This window comes from Streptomyces sp. NPDC014676, assembly GCF_043084105.1.
GTDB lineage: Bacteria > Actinomycetota > Actinomycetes > Streptomycetales > Streptomycetaceae > Streptomyces.
The window spans coordinates 322,786-343,941 of the sequence record NZ_JBIBZI010000007.1 but is presented as its reverse complement, the minus strand read 5'-3'; the positions used below and the strand labels follow the sequence as shown (position 1 = coordinate 343,941).

At 71.6% G+C, this 21,156-nt stretch carries 19 protein-coding genes; 1 reads left to right on the top strand and 18 read right to left on the bottom strand.

From position 1 onward, the window contains the following. The 14 genes from ACF1DX_RS22100 to pyrR all read right to left on the bottom strand — a co-directional run bounded on the left by ACF1DX_RS22100 (window position 1) and on the right by pyrR (window position 16,730). The gene (locus ACF1DX_RS22100; protein WP_391792835.1) at window positions 1-2,148 is read right to left on the bottom strand and encodes a primosomal protein N'; all 2,148 of its coding nucleotides are present in this window, start codon (window positions 2,146-2,148) and stop codon (window positions 1-3) included. Between the two features lie 328 nt (window positions 2,149-2,476). Then, window positions 2,477-3,685 (bottom strand): methionine adenosyltransferase, encoded by a 1,209-nt coding sequence (metK, locus tag ACF1DX_RS22095; RefSeq protein ID WP_030867780.1) that lies wholly within the window; start codon window positions 3,683-3,685, stop codon window positions 2,477-2,479. A 237-nt stretch (window positions 3,686-3,922) separates the two neighbouring features. Further along, the gene (gene coaBC, locus ACF1DX_RS22090; protein WP_391792834.1) at window positions 3,923-5,125 is read right to left on the bottom strand and encodes a bifunctional phosphopantothenoylcysteine decarboxylase/phosphopantothenate--cysteine ligase CoaBC; all 1,203 of its coding nucleotides are present in this window, start codon (window positions 5,123-5,125) and stop codon (window positions 3,923-3,925) included. A 120-nt stretch (window positions 5,126-5,245) separates the two neighbouring features. Beyond that, window positions 5,246-5,518, bottom strand: coding sequence for a DNA-directed RNA polymerase subunit omega (gene rpoZ / locus ACF1DX_RS22085; protein ID WP_003988945.1), 273 nt, complete (start codon window positions 5,516-5,518; stop codon window positions 5,246-5,248). 62 nt (window positions 5,519-5,580) lie between these two features. Beyond that, complete coding sequence (gene gmk, locus ACF1DX_RS22080; RefSeq protein ID WP_030867773.1) at window positions 5,581-6,138, bottom strand: guanylate kinase; 558 nt, start codon at window positions 6,136-6,138, stop codon at window positions 5,581-5,583. Between the two features lie 60 nt (window positions 6,139-6,198). Continuing rightward, the gene (locus ACF1DX_RS22075; protein WP_003977346.1) at window positions 6,199-6,522 is read right to left on the bottom strand and encodes an integration host factor; all 324 of its coding nucleotides are present in this window, start codon (window positions 6,520-6,522) and stop codon (window positions 6,199-6,201) included. 256 nt (window positions 6,523-6,778) lie between these two features. Continuing rightward, window positions 6,779-7,624, bottom strand: a complete 846-nt coding sequence (pyrF, locus tag ACF1DX_RS22070) for an orotidine-5'-phosphate decarboxylase (RefSeq protein ID WP_391792833.1) — start codon at window positions 7,622-7,624, stop codon at window positions 6,779-6,781. Next, the gene (locus ACF1DX_RS22065) at window positions 7,621-8,727 is read right to left on the bottom strand and encodes a quinone-dependent dihydroorotate dehydrogenase (protein WP_391792832.1); all 1,107 of its coding nucleotides are present in this window, start codon (window positions 8,725-8,727) and stop codon (window positions 7,621-7,623) included. Before ACF1DX_RS22065 ends, pyrF begins: the two co-directional genes overlap by 4 nt. 54 nt (window positions 8,728-8,781) lie before the next feature. Further along, window positions 8,782-12,090 carry a carbamoyl-phosphate synthase large subunit gene (gene carB, locus ACF1DX_RS22060; RefSeq protein WP_391792831.1) on the bottom strand — a complete coding sequence of 1,103 codons (3,309 nt, stop codon included), beginning with the start codon at window positions 12,088-12,090 and terminating at the stop codon, window positions 8,782-8,784. Further along, window positions 12,083-13,225 (bottom strand): glutamine-hydrolyzing carbamoyl-phosphate synthase small subunit, encoded by a 1,143-nt coding sequence (carA, locus tag ACF1DX_RS22055; RefSeq protein WP_391792830.1) that lies wholly within the window; start codon window positions 13,223-13,225, stop codon window positions 12,083-12,085. Before carA ends, carB begins: the two co-directional genes overlap by 8 nt. Next, window positions 13,222-13,788 (bottom strand): hypothetical protein, encoded by a 567-nt coding sequence (locus ACF1DX_RS22050; RefSeq protein WP_391792829.1) that lies wholly within the window; start codon window positions 13,786-13,788, stop codon window positions 13,222-13,224. The genes carA and ACF1DX_RS22050 overlap by 4 nt, the downstream gene beginning before the upstream one ends. Then, the gene (locus ACF1DX_RS22045; RefSeq protein ID WP_391792828.1) at window positions 13,785-15,071 is read right to left on the bottom strand and encodes a dihydroorotase; all 1,287 of its coding nucleotides are present in this window, start codon (window positions 15,069-15,071) and stop codon (window positions 13,785-13,787) included. Before ACF1DX_RS22045 ends, ACF1DX_RS22050 begins: the two co-directional genes overlap by 4 nt. A 5-nt stretch (window positions 15,072-15,076) precedes the next feature. Then, a complete protein-coding gene (locus ACF1DX_RS22040; RefSeq protein ID WP_391792827.1) occupies window positions 15,077-16,060 on the bottom strand; it encodes an aspartate carbamoyltransferase catalytic subunit in 984 nt (327 codons plus the stop codon). 103 nt (window positions 16,061-16,163) lie between these two features. Further along, window positions 16,164-16,730: a bifunctional pyr operon transcriptional regulator/uracil phosphoribosyltransferase PyrR gene (pyrR, locus tag ACF1DX_RS22035; RefSeq protein ID WP_030867749.1), complete on the bottom strand. Its 567-nt coding sequence runs from the start codon at window positions 16,728-16,730 to the stop codon at window positions 16,164-16,166. A gap of 264 nt (window positions 16,731-16,994) precedes the next feature. Here pyrR and bldD point away from each other — a divergent pair, with 264 nt between their 5' ends. Further along, window positions 16,995-17,498: a transcriptional regulator BldD gene (bldD, locus tag ACF1DX_RS22030; protein WP_018570201.1), complete on the top strand. Its 504-nt coding sequence runs from the start codon at window positions 16,995-16,997 to the stop codon at window positions 17,496-17,498. A gap of 220 nt (window positions 17,499-17,718) precedes the next feature. Here the strand turns inward: bldD and nusB are convergent, their stop codons facing one another. The 4 genes from nusB to ACF1DX_RS22010 form a co-directional block, all read right to left on the bottom strand. Further along, complete coding sequence (nusB, locus tag ACF1DX_RS22025; protein WP_391792826.1) at window positions 17,719-18,150, bottom strand: transcription antitermination factor NusB; 432 nt, start codon at window positions 18,148-18,150, stop codon at window positions 17,719-17,721. 2 nt (window positions 18,151-18,152) lie between these two features. Continuing rightward, window positions 18,153-18,719: an elongation factor P gene (gene efp / locus ACF1DX_RS22020; RefSeq protein ID WP_006131211.1), complete on the bottom strand. Its 567-nt coding sequence runs from the start codon at window positions 18,717-18,719 to the stop codon at window positions 18,153-18,155. 70 nt (window positions 18,720-18,789) lie between these two features. Then, complete coding sequence (locus ACF1DX_RS22015) at window positions 18,790-19,896, bottom strand: aminopeptidase P family protein (protein WP_391792825.1); 1,107 nt, start codon at window positions 19,894-19,896, stop codon at window positions 18,790-18,792. 370 nt (window positions 19,897-20,266) lie between these two features. Next, complete coding sequence (locus ACF1DX_RS22010; RefSeq protein WP_391792824.1) at window positions 20,267-21,151, bottom strand: Pro-rich N-terminal domain-containing protein; 885 nt, start codon at window positions 21,149-21,151, stop codon at window positions 20,267-20,269. Window positions 21,152-21,156: the final 5 nt, after the last annotated feature.

The following is a 21,156-nucleotide window of genomic DNA, read 5'->3' as shown; positions in this document are numbered from 1 at the left end:
TCAGCCGATGTCCGGAGGGTCGACGCGGACCCACACGGGGATGTTCCCGCCGCGGGCCATGCGTGCCGCCTGGGCCGACTTCAGCGCGGCGGTCAGCGCGGCGCCGTTGCCGGGAGGCACCCGGACCAGCGCCCGGTCCCAGTGTTCGCCGGGGGGCGGCGCGCCCGGCCGGCGCGGGCGGCCCGCCGGGGTGACCGGCAGGGGCACCGGGCCCAGGATCTCCGCCCGCGCGGGCAGCTCCACCGCGCGGAGGAACTCGGCCACCGCCTCGCCGGGCCCCGACACCGCCGCCATCCGGGACACCGGCGGGAATCCCAGCTCGCCCCGCTCGGCCAGTTCCCGTACCGCGTGCCCGACCGGGTCCCACCGGACCAGCGCCTGCACGGGCCGCAGGGTCGGCTCGGCGACCACAACCACCGTGCCGCCCTCGGACTGCGGCCGGACCAGTGCCGCCGCGCCGATCCAGCGGCGCAACGCGTCCTCCCCGGCCCGCAGGTCGGGCCGGCTCAGCATGGCCCACCCGTCCAGCAGCAGCGCCGCCGCGTATCCGCCCTCGGCCACCGGCTCCGCGCCGGGGGTGCTCACCACCAGCGCGGGTGTCCCGGGCACCGTGTCCAGCACGTGCTCGCGCCCGGAGGTGCGCACCGGGACCGCGGGGAAGGCGCGGCCCAGCTCCTCGGCGGTCCGCCGGGCCCCGACCACCTGGGCCCGCAGCCGGAACCCGCCGCACTCGGGGCAGTGCCAGCCGCTCTCCTCGCGCCCGCACCACTCGCACCGCAGCTCGTCGGCCCCCTGTGCCTGCAGCGGCCCGGAGCAGTGCCGGCACCGCGCGGGGGCCCGGCAGCCGGCGCACGCCATCCGCGGCACGTATCCACGGCGGGGCACCTGTACGAGCACCGGCCCGTGCCGCAGCCCCTCCCTGGCGGCCTGCCAGGCGAGGCTCGGCAGCCGCGCCGCGCGGGCGGCCTCGTCCCGCGCGAGATCCCCGTCCCCCACGGTCCGCACCAGCGGCGCGGCGGCCCGCACCCGCTCCCTCCCGGCGACCAGCGGCCGGGCCCAGCCGGTCTCCACGAGCTGGGCGGCCTCCACGGTGCAGTGCCGGCTGCCCAGCAGGAAGCCGCACCTGTCCTGCGCCGCCCGCAGCAGCAGCACCTCACGGGCGTGGGGCTGCGGGGCGTGCGGCTCGCTGTGGCTGTCGTCACCGTCGTCCCAGACGGCGACGAGTCCAAGGTCCCGCACCGGCGCGAACATCGCCGCCCGCGTCCCGATGACGGCCCGTACGGATCCCCGCCGCACGGCGAGCCACCGCGCATACCGCTTCTCCGGTCCGGCATCGGCGGTGAGGACCGCGTGCCGGCCCTCCCCCAGCAGTTCGGTGAGCGCCGCGTCGGCGCGGGCCACGGCCCTTCCGTCCGGCAGGACGACCAGGGCGCCGCGCCCGGAGGCCAGGGTCGCGGCGACGGCCCGGGCCAGTTCCTCGCTCCAGCGCGGCCCCGGCAGCGCGTTCCACACGGCCCGTGGGGTGCCTCCCGAGGCCAGCGACTCCAGGAAGGCGGGCCCCTGCTCGTACCGCTCCCAGGAGCCGGGTACGGGCGCCGGGGGCGGCGGCAGCGGGTCGGGCGAGGGCCGCTGCTCGGCGCGGGCGTTGCGCGGCGGCACGGCGAGCTGGAGGACATCGGCGAGGCTGCCCGCGTACCGGTCGGCGACCGCGCGGGCGAGGCCCAGCAGCTCCTCGTCCAGCACCGGTTCGGGCGAGACCACCTGCGCCAGTGCCGCCAGGGGCCCCGAGTAGTCGGACTCGGCGAGCCGCTCGACGAGGAACCCGTCGATCAGTCCGCCGCCCTCGCGCCGCCCCTCGCGCACCCGGTGCCGTCCGGCCCCGAACCGCACCCGCACCCGCACCCCCGGCTGTGCGTCGGCGTCCAGCTCCTCGGGCACGGCGTAGTCGAAGTAGCGGTCGAGGTGGAGCACACCCTTGTCGACGAGGACCCGGGCGACGGGCAGCTCCTTGGCGAGCGCGGCGCCGCGCCAGGTGCGCGGTTTGGCCCGGGGCGTCCTGGCCTTGCGCACGCTCTCCCGGATGAGCGCGAGCTGCTCGGGCGGCGCGCCCTCCGCACCGCCGTCCGACTGTCCGTTCTCGCTGCTCACGCCTGCATTCTTACCAAACGCCACTGACAGCGACGCCGGCCCGAGGCCGAGCCGGGTACGGATCACGAACGCCCGAGGGCGCTTCTGCCTCGGTCCGCTCGGCCGTACCGGTCCGGGACCGGTGGCAGGATGCGAACCCGCGAGGGGTGCCATCCGGACGTGTGCGTGCCCTTCGCACCGGGCCGTGACGTCGCCGCACTCACCGCGCAGGGCTCACTCCCGTGGCGTGCGCGGGCGTTCACGGCGGAGCGGCTCCGTACGCGCCGAGGCCCGGCGGCCCCTCGAAAAGGGGTGCCGGGCCTCGGGGAGAATCGCGGGACGGCCGGACCTACAGCCCCGCCGCCTTGCGCAGGGCGTCCACGCGGTCGGTGCGCTCCCAGGTGAAGTCGGGCAGCTCACGGCCGAAGTGACCGTAGGCGGCGGTCTGGGCGTAGATCGGGCGCAGCAGGTCGAGGTCGCGGATGATCGCGGCCGGGCGGAGGTCGAAGACCTCGTCGATGGCCTTCTCGATCTTCTCGGTGTCGATCGTGGCGGTGCCGAAGGTCTCGACGAACAGGCCGACCGGCTCCGCCTTGCCGATGGCGTACGCCACCTGGACCTCGCAGCGGGCGGCCAGGCCGGCCGCCACCACGTTCTTGGCGACCCAGCGCATCGCGTACGCCGCCGAGCGGTCCACCTTGGACGGGTCCTTGCCGGAGAAGGCACCGCCGCCGTGGCGGGCCATGCCGCCGTAGGTGTCGATGATGATCTTGCGGCCGGTGAGGCCGGCGTCGCCCATCGGGCCGCCGATCTCGAAGCGGCCGGTCGGGTTCACCAGCAGCCGGTAGTTCTCGGTGTCGAGCTTGATGCCCTCGTCCAGGAGCGCCTTCAGCTCCGGCTCCACGACGAACTCGCGGATGTCGGGGGCGAGCAGCGACTCCAGGTCGATGTCGGAGGCGTGCTGCGAGGAGACGACCACGGTGTCCAGACGGACCGCCTTGTCGCCGTCGTACTCGATGGTGACCTGGGTCTTGCCGTCCGGGCGCAGGTAGGGGATGGTCCCGTTCTTGCGCACGTCGGACAGGCGCTTGGACAGGCGGTGCGCGAGGAAGACCGGCAGCGGCATCAGCGTCGGCGTCTCGTCCGTCGCGTAGCCGAACATCAGGCCCTGGTCGCCGGCGCCCTGCCGGTCCAGCTCGTCCTCGTCACCCTCGACGCGGGCCTCGTAGGCGGCGTCGACGCCCTGCGCGATGTCCGGGGACTGCGCGCCGATGGACACCGAGACGCCGCAGGAGGCGCCGTCGAAGCCCTTCTTCGAGGAGTCGTAGCCGATCTCCAGGATCTTGTTGCGCACCAGCGTCGCGATGTCCGCGTACGTCTTGGTGGTGACCTCGCCGGCCACGTGCACCAGGCCGGTGGTGATCAGGGTCTCGACGGCGACCCGGGAGGTCGGGTCCTCACGGAGGAGTGCGTCGAGAATGGTGTCGCTGATCTGGTCAGCGATCTTGTCGGGGTGACCCTCGGTCACGGACTCCGAGGTGAACAGACGACGGGACACAACGCTCCCTGGGGTTGCAGCGGCTGCTGGCTGATCATTGGCGGACGGCGGGGGCTGCACCCGACGCCGTCCGTGGAACAGTTTATCGGTCGCGCTTCGCCACGGGTCCCCCCGTCTCGTCTCGCGAGAGCGCTGTGACCTGCGGCACGGGCATTCTGCCCATGCCGAGCGAGGTTGGCCAGAGGCGCCACGCCCCGAAGGACGAGGTTTCGGGAACCGGACGACGAAATGAATCACTCATCCGAGGCGTTCGGCCACCAGGTCCCATACGGTTTCGGCCAGGGCCTCCTTGGGGCCGTGCGGGACGGGGGTCTCGCTGCCGTCGGTGCCCAGCACCACGGCCTCGTTCTCCTCGGAGCCGAAGGTCTTGCGCTCCCCCACCTCATTCACCACCAGCAGATCGCAGCCCTTGCGCTTCAGTTTGGCGCGGCCGTTGGCGAGCACGTCGTCGGTCTCGGCTGCGAAGCCGACGATCACCTGCCCGGCGCGCGTCCGGTCGCCGGAGATCTCGGCGAGGATGTCCGGATTCCGTACCAGGGTGATGGGCTCGGGCTCCCGGTCGTCCTTCTTCTTGATCTTGCCGGTGGCGTAGGCGGCCGGCCGGAAGTCGGCGACGGCCGCGGCCATGACCACGGCGTCCGCGTCGGCGGCGGCGCCGAGGACGGCCTCGCGCAGCTCCACGGCGGTCCCCACCCGGACGAGGTCCACGCCCGCCGGGTCGGGCAGGGCGGTGTTGGCCGCGATCAGTGTGACGCGGGCGCCGCGGGCGGCGGCGGTGCGGGCGAGGGCGTAGCCCTGCTTGCCGGAGGAACGGTTGCCGAGGAAGCGGACGGGGTCGAGGGGCTCGCGGGTGCCTCCGGCGCTGACGACGACATGCCGGCCCTTGAGGTCGGGCTCGGTGACGCCGCGGGCCAGCACCCGGCGGCAGACCTCGAAGATCTCGCCCGGGTCGGGCAGCCGGCCCTTGCCGGTGTCGACGCCGGTGAGGCGGCCGACGGCCGGTTCGATGACGACGGCGCCGCGGCGGCGCAGGGTGGCCACGTTCTCCTGGGTGGCCGGGTGCTCCCACATCTCGGTGTGCATGGCGGGGGCGAAGACCACCGGGCAGCGGGCGGTGAGCAGGGTGTTGGTGAGGAGGTCGTCGGCCAGGCCGTGGGCCGCCTTGGCGAGCATGTCGGCGGTGGCGGGGGCGACGACCACCAGGTCGGCGTGCTGTCCGATGCGGACGTGGGGCACCTCGTGGACGTCGTCCCAGACCTCGGTGGAGACCGGGTTGCCGGAGAGCGCGGACCAGGTGGCGGCGCCGACGAAGTGCAGCGCGGAGGCGGTGGGGACGACCCGGACGTCGTGTCCCGACTCCGTCAGCCGCCTGAGCAGCTCACAGGCCTTGTACGCGGCGATGCCGCCGCTGACCCCCAGAACGACCTTCGGCTTGTCCACCGTCTCTCCCCGGACCTCGGAAATGTGCGACCACCCCCATGAGACACCACAGGCCCGGCAACGTGCTGCCGGGCCTGTGGAAAAGTCAGCTGGAATCAGCTGATACGACTTACCGACCGATTACTGAGCGGGGCCTTCGACGGCCTCGGAGGTCAGCAGCCCCGCGTTGATCTCGCGCAGGGCGATCGAGAGCGGCTTCTCGTGGACGTGGGTGTCGACGAGGGGACCGACGTACTCGAGCAGACCCTCGCCGAGCTGCGAGTAGTACGCGTTGATCTGGCGGGCCCGCTTGGCCGCGTAGATCACGAGGCTGTACTTCGAGTCCGTGGCCTCGAGGAGCTCGTCGATCGGCGGGTTGATGATGCCCTCGGGCGCGGAGATGGAAGAGGACACGCTCTACCTTCCGATGGATGGGAAAGATTCAGTCGGCGCGATGGGTGAACGATTGCTCACGATCACACGACGTTCATCAAGGCTAGCAGCTCGCGGGCCACGTCCTCGACGGAGGTGTTGACCAGGGTGGTGTCGAACTCCGGCTCGGCTGCCAGTTCGGTCTTCGCGGCCTCCAGCCGACGCTCGATGACCTCGGGCGACTCGGTGCCCCGGCCCGTGAGCCTGCGCACGAGCTCCTCCCAGGAGGGAGGGGCCAGGAACACCGACTGGGCCTCGGCCATGGACTCGCGGACCTGCCGCGCGCCCTGGAGGTCGATCTCCAGCAGCACGGGCACACCCGCCTCCAGGTGCTCCAGCACCGCCGCGCGGGGAGTGCCGTAACGGTTGCCGGCGAACTCGGCCCACTCCAGCAGCTCGCCGTTGGCGATCAGCTTGTCCATCTCCTCGTCGGTGACGAAGAAGTAGTGGACTCCGTGCTGCTCCCCGGGGCGGGGCGCCCGGGTCGTCGCCGACACCGAGAGCCAGACCTCGGGGTGTTCCTTGCGCATATGGGCGACGACCGTGCTCTTGCCGACCCCGGAGGGGCCGGAGAGCACGGTCAGCCGCGGACGTTCAGTCATGCAGCGATTATTCCAGCAATCACGGGAGGTCCGGGACGCCGGTCCCGGACCGTCCCGCACTCAGGAACCGGTGCTGCCGAACTCGCGCTCCAGGGAGGCGATCTGGTTGGACCCGAGACCACGCACGCGGCGGCTCTCGGAGATGCCCAGTCGCTCCATGATCTGCTTGGCGCGGACCTTGCCCACGCCCGGCAGGGACTCCAGCAGGGCGGAGACCTTCATCTTGCCGATGACGTCGTTCTCCTGACCCTGCTTGATGACCTCGTGAAGGGAGGCGCCGGAGTGCTTGAGTCGATTCTTGACCTCGGCCCGCTCCCGGCGAGCCGCGGCGGCCTTTTCGAGCGCGGCTGCGCGCTGTTCAGGGGTAAGGGGCGGAAGAGCCACGCCTACGTCACCTCGGATGTCGAACTGTCGGATACGGACCGGTGAGGAACCTAGTCGCCCCACACCTGGGGAGTCACGAGCGACACCGTCGCCCGTTCACTCTCCGTCGGAGACTAGCGGCCAACTCCGCCGGAGTCAGCGAGAACTGCGGAAAAGTCCTGGTCAGCCTCCGTCAGGCCGGACATTTAAGACATAATCCCCTGGATTTGAGGATGTATCCAGAGTCCGGCGACCACGGATTCCCTCGTCGGGCGGTTCAGGCCGGCGCCACGGCGGCCCTGATCTCCTCCGCGAACCGCTCCGCGGCGTCACGCAGAGCGACCGTGTCGGGACCGTGGCGCAACACTCCCCGGCTGACGTTCGGCACCACGTTGCGCACCGCGCCGCCGAAGACCGCCGGGAGATCGGCCGCCGTGGCCCCCTGCGCGCCGATACCGGGCGCGAGGATCGGCCCGCCCATGTCCAGGTCGTACGAGGAGAGGTCGCCGAGCGTCGCGCCGACCACCGCGCCGAAGGACCCGAGCGGCTCCTCGCCGGCGTTCTCGACGGCCAGGTGCCCGAGCACGGTCGCCCCGACGGTGCGCCCGTCGGCACGGATCGCGTGCTGGACCTCGCCGCCCTCCGGGTTGGACGTCAGCGCCAGCACGAACAGCCCGGTGCCGGTCTCCCGGGCCAGCGCGACGGCCGGGCTGAGCGAGCCGTAGCCGAGGTACGGCGAGACGGTGAGCGCGTCGGAGAACAGGGGTGCGTCCTTGTGCAGGAAGGACTCGGCGTAGGCGGCCATGGTGGAGCCGATGTCACCGCGCTTGGCGTCCATGACGACCAGCGCGCCGGCCGCCCGCGCCTCCTGGACCGTCCGCTCCAGGACGGCGACACCGCGCGAGCCGAAGCGCTCGAAGAAGGCGCTCTGCGGCTTCAGCACGGCCACCCGGTCGGCGACCGCCTCGACGACGGTGCGGCTGAACCGCTCCAGGCCCGTCACATCGTCGTTCAGGCCCCACTCGGCGAGCAGGGAGGCGTGCGGGTCGATGCCCACGCACAGCGGGCCGCGCTCGTCCATCGCGCGGCGCAGTCGCGCGCCGAAGGGTTCCAGACCGGTCATACCGTCGTCCTCACGTCGGCGCCCACCGCGTCGGCGAGCGTGGCGTACGGGCTGGTGCGCAGCCGCGCGGCGAGCCCCTTGTGCATGGCACGGCCCCAGAAGGGGCCTTCGTAGATGAACGCGCTGTACCCCTGGACCAGCGTGGCACCGGCCAGGATGCGCTGCCAGGCGTCCTCGGCGTTCTCGATGCCGCCGACGCCGACCAGGGTGATCCGGTCGCCCACGCGCGCGTAGAGGCGGCGCAGCACGTCCAGGGAGCGTGCCTTGAGGGGGGCGCCGGAGAGGCCGCCGGTCTCCTGGACGAGGGCGGGCGAGGACGTCAGGCCGAGGCCCTCGCGGGCGATGGTGGTGTTGGTGGCGATGATGCCGTCCAGGCCGAGTTCCACGGCGAGGTCGGCGACCGCGTCGACGTCCTCGTCGGCGAGGTCGGGGGCGATCTTCACCAACAGCGGCACCCGGCGGGCGGGCACCGTACGGTCGGCGGCCTCGCGGACGGCGGCGAGCAGCGGGCGCAGGTGATCCACGGCCTGCAGATCGCGCAGCCCGGGCGTGTTCGGGGAGGAGACGTTGACGACCAGGTAGTCGGCGTACGGCGCCAGTCGCTCGGCGGACCTCACGTAGTCGGCGACGGCCTCGTCCTCGGGGACGGCCTTGGTCTTGCCGATGTTGACGCCGACGACCGTCCTGAAGACGGGCGTACGGGAGGCCAGGCGCGCGGCGACGGCGAGCGAGCCCTCGTTGTTGAAGCCCATGCGGTTGATCAGGGCCCGGTCGGCGACCAGGCGGAACAGCCGCTTCCTGGGGTTGCCGGGCTGCGGTTCCCCGGTCACCGTGCCGATCTCGACGTGGTCGAAGCCGAGCATCGCCAGGCCGTCGATGCCGACGGCGTTCTTGTCGAAGCCGGCGGCGAGGCCGAAGGGGCTGTGCAGGCGCAGTCCGAGGGCCTCGGTGCGCAGTTCCTTGTGGCGCGGAGCGAGCACGGCGGCGACGAACGTACGCAGCACGGGGACGCGCGCGACCAGACGGATCCAGCGGAAGGCCAGGTGGTGGGCCTGCTCGGGGTCCATCCGCCGGAAGAGCAGGGTGAAGAGAATCTTGTACATGGTGTCCTCATGGAGAGGGGGACACCGTTTCCGGTGTCCCCCTGCGGGCTGCTGCTAGTCGCGGGCCGCGGTCAGATGTTCCGCGTGTTCCTGCAGTGAGCGGACGCCCACGTCGCCGCGGTTGAGCGCGTCGATGCCCTGGACGGCGGCGGCGAGCGCCTGGACCGTCGTCAGGCAGGGCACAGACCGGGCCACGGCGGCCGTACGGATGTCGTAGCCGTCGAGGCGGCCGCCGGTGCCGTACGGGGTGTTGACGATGAGGTCGACCTCGCCGTCGTGGATGAGCTGGACGACGGTCTTCTCACCGTTCGGGCCGGTGCCCTCGGACTGCTTGCGCACGACCGTGGCGTTGATGCCGTTGCGCCTGAGGACCTCGGCGGTGCCGGAGGTGGCCATCAGCTCGAAGCCGTGGGCGACCAGCTCCCGCGCGGGGAAGATCATCGAGCGCTTGTCGCGGTTGGCGACCGAGATGAACGCGCGTCCCTTGGTCGGCAGCGGTCCGTACGCGCCCGCCTGCGACTTGGCGTACGCCGTGCCGAAGACGGAGTCGATGCCCATGACCTCGCCGGTGGAGCGCATCTCCGGGCCGAGGACGGTGTCGACGCCTCGGCCGTGGATGTCGCGGAAGCGGGACCACGGCATCACGGCCTCCTTGACGGAGATCGGCGCGTCCAGCGGCAGCTCGCCGCCGTCGCCGTTCGCCGGGAGCAGGCCCTCGGCGCGCAGCTCGGCGACGGTCGCGCCCAGCGAGATCCGCGCGGCGGCCTTCGCCAGCGGCACCGCGGTCGCCTTCGAGGTGAAGGGGACGGTGCGCGAGGCGCGCGGGTTGGCCTCCAGGACGTACAGGATGTCCCCGGCCAGCGCGAACTGGATGTTGATCAGGCCGCGCACGCCGACACCGCGCGCGATGGCCTCCGTGGAGGCGCGCAGCCGCTTGATGTCGAAGCCGCCGAGCGTGATCGGGGGCAGGGCGCACGCCGAGTCGCCGGAGTGGATGCCGGCCTCCTCGATGTGCTCCATGACGCCGCCGAGGTAGAGCTCCTCGCCGTCGTACAGGGCGTCCACGTCGATCTCTATGGCGTCGTCGAGGAAGCGGTCGACCAGGACCGGCCGGGAGGGGCTGATCTCGGTCGACTCGGCGATGTAGGACTCCAGCCGGGTCTCGTCGTAGACGATCTCCATGCCGCGTCCGCCGAGCACGTAGGACGGGCGGACGAGGACCGGGTAGCCGATCTCGTCGGCGATGGCCTTGGCCTCGGCGAAGGTGGTGGCGGTGCCGTGCTTGGGGGCCGGCAGGCCGGCCTCCGCCAGGACCCGGCCGAAGGCGCCGCGGTCCTCGGCGGCGTGGATGGCCTCCGGGGAGGTGCCGACGATCGGCACGCCGTTGTCCTTCAGCGCCTGCGCCAGACCCAGCGGGGTCTGCCCGCCGAGCTGGACGACGACGCCCGCGACCGGTCCGGCCTGCTGCTCGGCGTGGACGATCTCCAGGACGTCCTCCAGGGTGAGCGGCTCGAAGTAGAGCCGGTCGGAGGTGTCGTAGTCGGTGGAGACGGTCTCCGGGTTGCAGTTGACCATCACGGTCTCGTACCCGGCGTCGCTCAGCGCGAAGGAGGCGTGGACGCAGGAGTAGTCGAACTCGATGCCCTGGCCGATGCGGTTGGGGCCGGAGCCCAGGATGATCACCGCGGGCTTCTCGCGGGGCGCGACCTCGCTCTCCTCGTCGTAGGAGGAGTAGAAGTACGGGGTCTTCGCGGCGAACTCGGCGGCGCAGGTGTCGACCGTCTTGTAGACCGGGCGGATGCCGAGCGCGTGCCGGACCTCGCGGACGACGTCCTCGCGCAGGCCCCGGATCTCGGCGATCTGCTGGTCGGAGAAGCCGTGCCGCTTGGCCTCGGCGAGCAGGTCGGTGGTCAGCTCGGGGGCCTCGGACAGCTCGTCGGCGATCTCCTTGATGAGGAAGAGCTGGTCGACGAACCAGGGGTCGATCTTCGTGGCGTCGAAGACCTCCTCGGGGGTGGCGCCCGCGCGGATGGCTCCCATGACCGCGTTGATCCGGCCGTCCGTCGGGCGGACCGCCTCGCGCAGCAGCTCGTCCTTGTCGCCGGGCTCGCCGACGAAGGTGAACTGGCTGCCCTTCTTCTCCAGGGAGCGCAGTGCCTTCTGGAAGGCCTCGGTGAAGTTGCGGCCGATGGCCATGGCCTCGCCGACCGACTTCATGGTGGTGGTGAGGGTGGAGTCGGCGCTCGGGAACTTCTCGAAGGCGAACCGGGGGGCCTTCACGACGACGTAGTCGAGCGTGGGCTCGAAGGAGGCCGGGGTCTCCTGGGTGATGTCGTTGGGGATCTCGTCGAGGGTGTAGCCGACGGCGAGTTTGGCGGCGATCTTGGCGATGGGGAAGCCGGTCGCCTTGGAGGCCAGCGCGGACGAACGCGACACGCGCGGGTTCATCTCGATGACGATGACGCGGCCGTCGACCGGGTTCACCGCGAACTGGATGTTGCAGCCGCCGGTGTCGACGCCGACCTCGCGGATGATCGCGATGCCGACGTCGCGCAGGGTCTGGTACTCGCGGTCGGTCAGCGTCATCGCGGGCGCGACGGTGATCGAGTCGCCGGTGTGCACGCCCATGGGGTCGAAGTTCTCGATGGAGCAGACGACCACGACGTTGTCGTTCTTGTCGCGCATCAGCTCCAGCTCGTACTCCTTCCAGCCGAGGATGGACTCCTCCAGGAGCACCTCGGTGGTCGGCGAGAGGGTGAGACCCTGCCCGGCGATGCGGCGCAGCTCCTCCTCGTCGTGGGCGAAGCCGGAACCGGCGCCGCCCATGGTGAAGGAGGGGCGGACGACGACCGGGTAGCCGCCGAGCGTGTCGACCCCGGCGAGGACGTCGTCCATGGAGTGGCAGATGACCGAGCGGGCGGACTCGCCGTGCCCGGTCTTCTTGCGGACCTCCTCGACGACCTCCTTGAACAGGTCGCGGTCCTCGCCCTTGTGGATCGCCTGCACGTTGGCGCCGATCAGCTCGACGCCGTACTTCTCCAGGACGCCGTTCTCGTGCAGCGAGATGGCGGTGTTGAGCGCCGTCTGGCCGCCCAGGGTGGGCAGCAGCGCGTCGGGCCGCTCCTTGGCGATGATCTTCTCGACGAACTCGGGGGTGATCGGCTCGACGTAGGTGGCGTCGGCGATCTCCGGGTCGGTCATGATCGTAGCCGGGTTGGAGTTCACAAGTACGACCCTCAGCCCCTCGGCCTTGAGGACGCGGCACGCCTGGGTGCCGGAGTAGTCGAACTCGGCGGCCTGGCCGATGACGATCGGGCCGGAGCCGATGACCAGGACGGACTGGATATCGGTGCGCTTAGGCACGCTGGCCCTCCATCAGGGAAACGAAGCGGTCGAACAGGTAGGCGGCGTCGTGCGGGCCCGCGGCCGCTTCGGGGTGGTACTGGACGCTGAAGGCCGGCTTGTCGAGGAGCTGGAGGCCCTCCACCACGTTGTCGTTGAGGCAGACGTGGGAGACCTCGGCGCGGCCGTAGGGGGTGTCGGAGACCTTGTCGAGCGGGGCGTCGACGGCGAATCCGTGGTTGTGGGCGGTGACCTCGACCTTGCCGGTCGTACGGTCCTGCACCGGCTGGTTGATGCCGCGGTGGCCGTACTTCAGCTTGAAGGTGCCGAAGCCGAGGGCGCGGCCCAGGATCTGGTTGCCGAAGCAGATGCCGAAGAGCGGAGTGCCGCGCTCCAGGACGCCCTGCATGACGGAGACCGGGTGGTCGGCGGTGGACGGGTCGCCGGGGCCGTTGGAGAAGAAGACGCCGTCCGGGTCGACCGCGTACACGTCCTCGACGGTGGCGGTCGCCGGCAGGACGTGCACCTCGATGCCGCGCTCGGCCATGCGGTGCGGGGTCATGCCCTTGATGCCGAGGTCGACGGCGGCGACGGTGAACTTCTTCTCGCCGATCGCGGGGACCACGTACGCCTCGGTGGTGGCGACCTCGGCGGAGAGGTCGGCGCCGGTCATCTCCGGGGCCTCCTGGACGCGGGCCAGCAGCGCGGCGTCGTCCTGGATCGCGTCGCCGCTGAAGATGCCGACGCGCATGGCGCCGCGCTCGCGCAGGTGGCGGGTGAGGGCGCGGGTGTCGATGCCGGAGATACCGACGACGCCCTGGGCGTCCAGCTCGTCGTCCAGCGTGCGGCGGGAGCGCCAGCTGGAGGGCACGCGCGCGGGGTCGCGGACGACGTATCCGGAGACCCAGATCCTCTTGGACTCCATGTCCTCGTCGTTGACGCCGGTGTTCCCGATGTGCGGGGCGGTCATCACGACCACCTGGCGGTGGTACGACGGGTCGGTGAGGGTCTCCTGGTAGCCGGTCATGCCGGTGGAGAACACGGCTTCGCCGAACGTGGCCCCCACGGCCCCGTAGGCGCGGCCGCGGAAGATCCGGCCGTCCTCCAGGACGAGTACGGCGGGAGCCTTGCCGGCTCCCCGGGTGGAGGTCGTCATCGCGCGCCTTCCGTTTCCGTCTTGTTGATCATGTCGTTCAGGGTTTCGACCCACTCGTTGTGCTCGACCGCGTGGTCGGAGCGGAAGCCGGAGTCGATCAGCTTGTCGCCGTGCTCCCAGGTGACGACCAGCAGGCCGCCCTCGGTGAGCACCTTGCCGGCGATGCCCTTGTCGAGCCGGGCCTCGCGCAGCGCGGCGACGGGGACGAAGAAGTCGTTCGCGCCGGGGCGTACGACGTCCAGTCCGGCGTCCGTCAGCGTGAGCTCGGCCCGGCTGCGGGTGCCCAGGCCGTGCGCCACGATGCGGTCGAGCCACTGACCGGCGGTGGTGGAGCCGTGGTAACGGCCGCTCATGCTCAGTCTCGCCGGGCCGGGGTCGTCCGGCGCGCTGGGCAGCTCCGGCAGGTCGCCCTGGAGGGTGCCACGCCACTTCCAGCCCTCGCGCATCAGCCAGTAGACGAGCGCCACGAAGAGGGCGAGTCCGACGACCCAGCCGATCCGGGCGGCCCAGTCGGTCACTTCCGCCGATTCCTTCCCGGCGGCCAGCAGGAGTACAGGTGTCACGTGAGCTTCCCGTCGACGAGCGTGGCCTTGCCCCGGAGCCAGGTGTGCGTGACACGGCCCGGCAGCTCGCGGCCCTCGTACGGGGTGTTGCGGCTGCGCGAGGCGAAGCCCGCGGGGTCCACAGGGCCACGGTATGCCGTGTCGACGAGGGTGAGGTTGGCGGGCTCACCTGCCGAGACGGGACGGCCGTGGCCCTCGGCCCGTCCGATGCGCGCGGGCGTGAAGGACATGCGGTCGGCGACGCCGGCCCAGTCCAGCAGGCCCGTGTCGACCATGGTCTCCTGCACCACCGACAGCGCGGTCTCCAGGCCGACCATGCCCATGGCGGCGGCGGCCCACTCGCAGTCCTTGTCCTCGTGCGGGTGCGGGGCGTGGTCGGTGGCGACGATGTCGATGGTGCCGTCGGCGAGCGCCTCGCGCAGGGCCGTCACGTCGCGCTCGGTGCGCAGCGGCGGGTTGACCTTGTAGACCGGGTTGTACGACCGGACCAGCTCGTCGGTGAGGAGGAGGTGGTGCGGGGTGACCTCGGCGGTGACGCGGATGCCGCGGGACTTGGCCCAGCGGACGATCTCGACGCTGCCCGCCGTCGACAGGTGGCAGATGTGGACGCGGGAGCCGACGTGCTCGGCGAGCAGCACGTCCCGCGCGATGACCGACTCCTCGGCGACCGCCGGCCAGCCGCCGAGTCCCAGCTCGGCGGAGACGACGCCCTCGTTCATCTGGGCGCCCTCGGTGAGGCGGGGCTCCTGCGCGTGCTGGGCGACGACGCCGCCGAAGGCCTTCACGTACTCCAGGGCGCGGCGCATGATCACGGCGTCGTGGACGCACTTGCCGTCGTCGGAGAAGACGGTGACGCCGGCCGCGGACTCGTGCATGGCGCCCAGCTCGGCGAGCTTCTGTCCCTCCAGGCCGACGGTGACGGCGCCGATGGGCTGCACGTCGCAGTAGCCGGACTCCTGGCCGAGCCTCCAGACCTGCTCGACGACACCGGCGGTGTCGGCGACCGGGAAGGTGTTGGCCATGGCGAAGACGTTGGTGTAGCCGCCGCTCGCCGCCGCGCGGGTGCCGGTCAGGACGGTCTCGGAGTCCTCGCGGCCGGGCTCGCGCAGGTGGGTGTGCAGGTCGACCAGACCCGGCAGGAGCACCTTGCCGCCGGCCTCGACGACCTCGGCACCGTCGGCGGACAGGTCGGTGCCGACCTGGGTGATCGTTTCGCCGTCGATCAGGACGTCCTGCGGCTCGCCGCCGAGCACCTTCGCACCGCGGATCAGGATCTTGCTCATCGTTCTTACTTCTCCTCGGTGGTGGTACGGGCGGGGGTGACGGCGGGTTCGTTGCCGCCCAGCAGCAGGTAGAGGACGGCCATCCGGATGGACACGCCGTTGGTGACCTGCTCGATCACGGTGCAGCGGTCGGAGTCGGCGACGTCGGCGGTGATCTCCATGCCGCGGACCATCGGGCCGGGGTGCATCACGATGGCGTGCTCGGGCATCCGCGCCATGCGGTCGCCGTCGAGGCCGTAGCGGCGCGAGTACTCCCGCTCGGTGGGGAAGAACGCGGCGTTCATCCGCTCGCGCTGGACGCGCAGCATCATGACCGCGTCGGACTTGGTCAGCGTCGAGTCGAGGTCGTACGACACCTCGCAGGGCCAGGTGTCGACGCCGACCGGCAGCAGGGTCGGCGGGGCGACGAGGGTGACCTCGGCGCCGAGCGTGTGCAGCAGGTCGACGTTGGAGCGGGCGACCCTGCTGTGCAGGACGTCACCGACGATGGTGATGCGCCGGCCGGAGAGGTCCTGTCCGAGTCCGGCGTCCCGGCCGACCAGCCGGCGCCGCATGGTGAAGGCGTCCAGCAGGGCCTGGGTGGGGTGCTGGTGGGTGCCGTCGCCCGCGTTGATGACGGCGGCGTCGATCCAGCCGGAGGTGGCCAGGCGGTACGGGGCCCCGGAGGCGCCGTGCCGGATGACCACGGCGTCGACGCCCATGGCCTCCAGGGTCTGGGCGGTGTCCTTCAGGGACTCGCCCTTGGAGACGCTGGAGCCCTTGGCGGTGAAGTTGATGACGTCCGCGGAGAGCCGCTTCTCGGCGGCCTCGAAGGAGATCCGGGTGCGGGTGGAGTCCTCGAAGAAGAGGTTGACCACGGTCCGGCCGCGCAGGGTCGGGAGTTTCTTGATCGGCCGGTCGGCGACCCGGGCCATCTCCTCGGCGGTGTCGAGGATCAGGACGGCGTCGTCGCGGGTGAGGTCGGCGGCCGAGATGAGATGACGCTGCATCTGTCAGGCTCCGTAAGGCAGTTCAATGAGGCGAAATCGGGCAGACGGGTACGCGCGTGGGCGTGCCGGACCGGCGCACGCGGTCGGCGTGCGCTCCGCGGTGCTACTGGGCGGTCCGCTTGGCGCCGAGCAGCACGGTGTCGCGACCGTCCTCCTCGGCGAGCAGGACCTTGACCGTCTCCCGCAGCGACGTGGGGAGGTTCTTGCCGACGTAGTCGGCGCGGATGGGCAGTTCGCGGTGGCCGCGGTCGACGAGGACGGCGAGCTGCACCGCGCGGGGGCGCCCGATGTCGTTCAGCGCGTCGAGGGCGGCGCGGATGGTGCGGCCCGAGAAGAGCACGTCGTCGACGAGGACGACCAGCTTGCCGTCGATGCCGTCACCGGGGATCTCGGTGCGGGCCAGCGCACGCGGCGGGTGCATGCGCAGGTCGTCGCGGTACATGGTGATGTCCAGCGAGCCGACCGGGACCTTGCGCTCGGTGATCTGCTCGAGCTTGGCGGCGAGCCGCTGGGCGAGGAAGACGCCTCGGGTCGGGATGCCGAGGAGCACCACGTCGTCGGCGCCCTTGGCGCGTTCGACGATCTCGTGGGCGATGCGGGTCAGTACCCGCGCGATGTCGGGGCCTTCGAGAACGGGCCGCGCATCGGACTGCGTGTTCTGCGTGTCCATGTGAAACGGACCTCCTTCTCCGCCTCACGGGACGGACTTTAAAGGACGTCGGATTGCGTCGCTCAGGCTATCAGGTCGGGATCCGCGCGGAGCGACACCCCCGATCACCCCAATGGCGTAGCCGATCTTCGCTACCACGGAAGAGTCGGTGTGGACCATTCGGCTTGACGCACGAGAGTAACGCTGCGTAACCTCACAGTGAGTTACCAGCCGCGCGGCATGGAAACCAGCCAGAGTCGCGTCGACACAGTGCCGGGGAGCTATATGTCCAGCGAATACGCCAAACAACTCGGGGCCAAGCTCCGGGCGATCCGCACCCAGCAGGGCCTTTCCCTCCACGGTGTCGAGGAGAAGTCCCAGGGCCGCTGGAAGGCGGTCGTGGTCGGTTCGTACGAGCGCGGCGACCGCGCCGTGACCGTGCAGCGCCTCGCGGAGCTGGCGGACTTCTACGGCGTCCCGGTGCAGGAGCTGCTGCCGGGTACGACCCCGGGCGGCGCCGCCGAGCCGCCGCCGAAGCTGGTCCTGGACCTGGAGCGGCTGGCCACGGTGCCGGCCGAGAAGGCGGGCCCGCTGCAGCGCTACGCGGCGACGATCCAGTCGCAGCGCGGCGACTACAACGGCAAGGTGCTCTCGATCCGCCAGGACGACCTGCGCACCCTCGCCGTCATCTACGACCAGTCGCCCTCGGTCCTCACCGAGCAGCTGATCAGCTGGGGCGTCCTGGACGCGGACGCGCGCCGCGCGGTGGCCTCCCACGAGGAGGCGTAACCGCTCCGCGGGGACGCAGAAACGTGCCGCCGGGGTGGCCGGAACCCTGAGGGTTCCGGCCACCCCGGCGGTTTTGTGCGGGCGCTTCCGCGTGCCGTGTCTTGTGCGGGTACTTCCGCACGTCGTGGGGGCAGCACCTCAGGGGCGCGGCCGGCCACGACCGGCCCGCGGTCGCCTCTTGAGGCGCACCCCTGTGGTGCATGGGCGTCGAGACGCCGGACTACGCTTCGCGGCGAAGCGACGGCTTCAGCTCCTTGAGCCGGCCCAGAAGCCCGTTCACGAAGGAAGGCGACTCGTCCGTCGAGAACTCTTTCGCCAGCTGCACCATCTCGTCGAGGACGACCGCGTCCGGGGTCTCGTCGACCCAGATCAGCTCGTACGCGCCGAGACGCAGGATGCTGCGGTCGACGACCGGCATCCGGTCGATCGTCCAGCCCACCGAGTACTGGGAGATCAGCTCGTCGATGCGCCGCGCGTGCTCCGCGTAGCCCTCGACGAGCTGCATCGTGTACTCGCTCACCGGCGGCTGCCGGGTGTCGGACCGGGCGTGCCGGATCCAGTCGGCGAGGACGGTCAGGACCTCGGCGCCGCGCTGGTCACCCTCGAAGATGATCTGGAAGGCGCGTTTGCGGGCCGTGTTGCGGGCAGCCACGGTTAGCTGTTCACCCGGCCGAGGTAGTCGCTGGTGCGGGTGTCGACCTTGATCTTCTCACCGGTGGTGATGAAGAGCGGGACCTGGATCTGGTGACCGGTCTCCAGCGTGGCCGGCTTGGTGCCGCCGGTGGAGCGGTCGCCCTGGACGCCCGGCTCGGTCTCCTGGATCGTCAGCTCGACGGCGGCCGGGAGCTCGACGAAGAGCACCTCGCCCTCGTGCTGCGCGACGGTGGCGGTGAAGCCCTCGACGAGGAAGTTGGCGGCGTCGCCGACGGCCTTGCGGTCGACCATGAGCTGGTCGTAGGTCTCCATGTCCATGAAGACGAAGTAGTCGCCGTCCATGTAGGAGAACTGCATGTCGCGCTTGTCGACGGTGGCCGTTTCGACCTTGACGCCGGCGTTGAAGGTCTTGTCGACGACCTTGCCGGAGAGCACGTTCTTGAGCTTGGTGCGCACGAAGGCCGGGCCCTTGCCGGGCTTGACGTGCTGGAACTCGACGACGGACCAGAGCTGGCCGCCTTCGAGCTTGAGCACCATGCCGTTCTTGAGGTCGTTCGTGGAAGCCACGGTTGCGGAATCTCCTGGACTGGACTGACGTGGACGACGGCCGGGGCCTGCGCCCGCGCCCAGCGTGGGGCTAGAGCGCGAGCAGCTCCTTGGTCGTGATGGTGAGTAGCTCGGGTCCGCCGTCCGCCTCGGGGCGCACGACGAGCGTGTCATCGATCCGGACCCCGCCCCGGCCCGGGAGGTGGACCCCCGGTTCGACGGTGACCGGCACACAAGCGTCTAGTTTACCCATGGCCGCGGGGGTCAATTGAGGGTCCTCGTCGATTTCGAGTCCGACGCCGTGGCCGGTGAGCGCGGGGAGGGCCTCGGCGTACCCGGCGGAGTCCAGTACCTGGCGGGCGGCCCGGTCCACGTCGCGGCAGGCCGCGCCGGGGACGAGGGACTCGCGTCCGGCCCTCTGGGCGGAGAAGACGAGGTCGTAGAGCTCGATCTGCCAGTCCGCGGGGGCCGTGCCGATGACGAACGTACGGCCGATCTCGCAGCGGTAGCCGCGGTAGGTGGCGCCGAGGCAGACGGAGAGGAAGTCGCCCTCCTCGACGCGGCGGTCGGTGGGACGGTGCCCGGGGCGGCCGGCGTTCGGGCCGGTGGCGACGGAGGTGGGGAAGGCGGGGCCGTCGGCGCCGTGGTCGACGAGGCGGCGCTCGAGTTCGAGGGCGAGGTGGCGTTCGGTACGGCCTACGAGGATGGACTCCAGGAGTTCGCCGAGGGCCTGGTCGGCGATCTCCGCGCCGATGCGGAGGCAGGAGATCTCTTCCTCGTCCTTGACGACGCGGAGCTGTTCGACGGCGCAGCCGATGCCGGCGAGGCGGAGGCGGGGGGCGGCGTCGCGGATCGCGCGGTGGCGGGTCACGGTGAGGTGGTGTTCCTCGACGGCGAGGGAGTCGATGTCCTGGCCGGCGGCGAGGTCGGCGGCGGCGACGGCGGCGTCGCCGCCGATGCCGGGGACGACGTGTACGCGCAGGGATTCGTCGGGGTGGCTCTGGGGGGAGTGGTCGTCGGGCGGGGCGGCGCAGACCAGCAGGTCCTCGGTCCTGCCCAGGAGCAGCACGGCGCCTTCGGGGGCGGCGCCGGCGAGGTAGCGCACGTTTGCGGGCCGGGACACCAGCGCCGCCGCGCTGCCGCCCGCGTTGCAGCATTCCCGTAGCCGGGTACGGCGGACCGCGTAGACCTCTGACATTCTTCGAGCGTAGGAGTGGTGGCTGGATGTCGCCGGTCGGGCGGGGCCGAGTGGGGGTGCGGCGGGGGCACGTGTGGTCGCGTCGTGGGGCCGGGGGTGTGGTGGTGCGGTGAGTCCGCCGCAGTCGGGCCCGTAACGTGCTGCCACGGTGAGCCGGGGTGGGGACCGGCTGAGCGGCGGCCTCCACCGCACCACCACACCCCACTCCCGTGCATCGGCGCCCGCGGGAGCGTCCTACCCGGCTACGGGCAGTCACGCCGCCCCAGCCGCGGGCAGTCACGCCGTCCCAGCCGCGGGCAAGTGACAGCCGGCCCCGGCACCACCGGCGCCGGGGCCGTTGCGACGAGGGGCGGCTACCAGAGCCCTGGGTTCACCACTGCGGAGGGCTCGCCATCGCGCGGGCCAGGACGTCGTCCAGGATGCGGGCCGTTTCCGGTATGTCCAGCTGGGAGTTGTCGATGATGGGGAGCCCCGAGCCGTACCAGCCGGCCATCCGGCCGTGGATACGGGCGACCTCCTCGTCGGTGAGCCGGCGGTTGCCGGAGCGTTCCGCGTTGCGCTCGAGGACGATGTCCAGGCCGGGGAGGAGGACCACAGGGAGCAGGCCGGGGCCCACGTGCCGCTTCCAGCCGCCGAGGCCGACGACCGGCCGGTCGGGGAAGACCGCGTCGTCGAGGATGCACGAGATCCCGTTGGCGAGGAAGTTGCGGGCGGCGAAGCCGCAGGTGCGGCGGGCCAGGCGGTACTGCGCCTCCGAGTGGTCGTTCCACCCGGACTGCGGGTCGGCGAAACCGGAGCGGACCCACTCGCGTACGTCGTCGAGGCTGATGTGGGCGGTCGGCACCCTGCGGTGGTCCGCCCAGTACTTGGCCACGCTCGTCTTGCCGGCGCCCGCGGGGCCTATGAGCAGCACGGCGATGATCGTGCCGGCCGGGTCGGGTGCCGCGGGGGCCTGCGGCGGGCTGGGCATCGCGACCGGGCCGCCGGGCGGCAGCGGTACGTGGCCGGTGGTGTCCGGCGGCGGGGGCATCGAGGCGTGCCGCGGGCCCGCGGGAGGCGGGCCCGCGGGAGGCGGGGTGGGGCCGGGCGGAGGCGCGGGGTAGCCCGGTGCCGGAGGAGGCACGGGCACGGGGGCGGGACCCTGGTGCGCTCCCGGGTGCTGGCCCAGGTGGTGTGCGGCCGGTGACCAGCCGGTGGCCGGTCCGTGCCCCGGCTGATGGGGCGGCGGCAGCGGAGAACCCACTGCGTGCTGCATCCGGT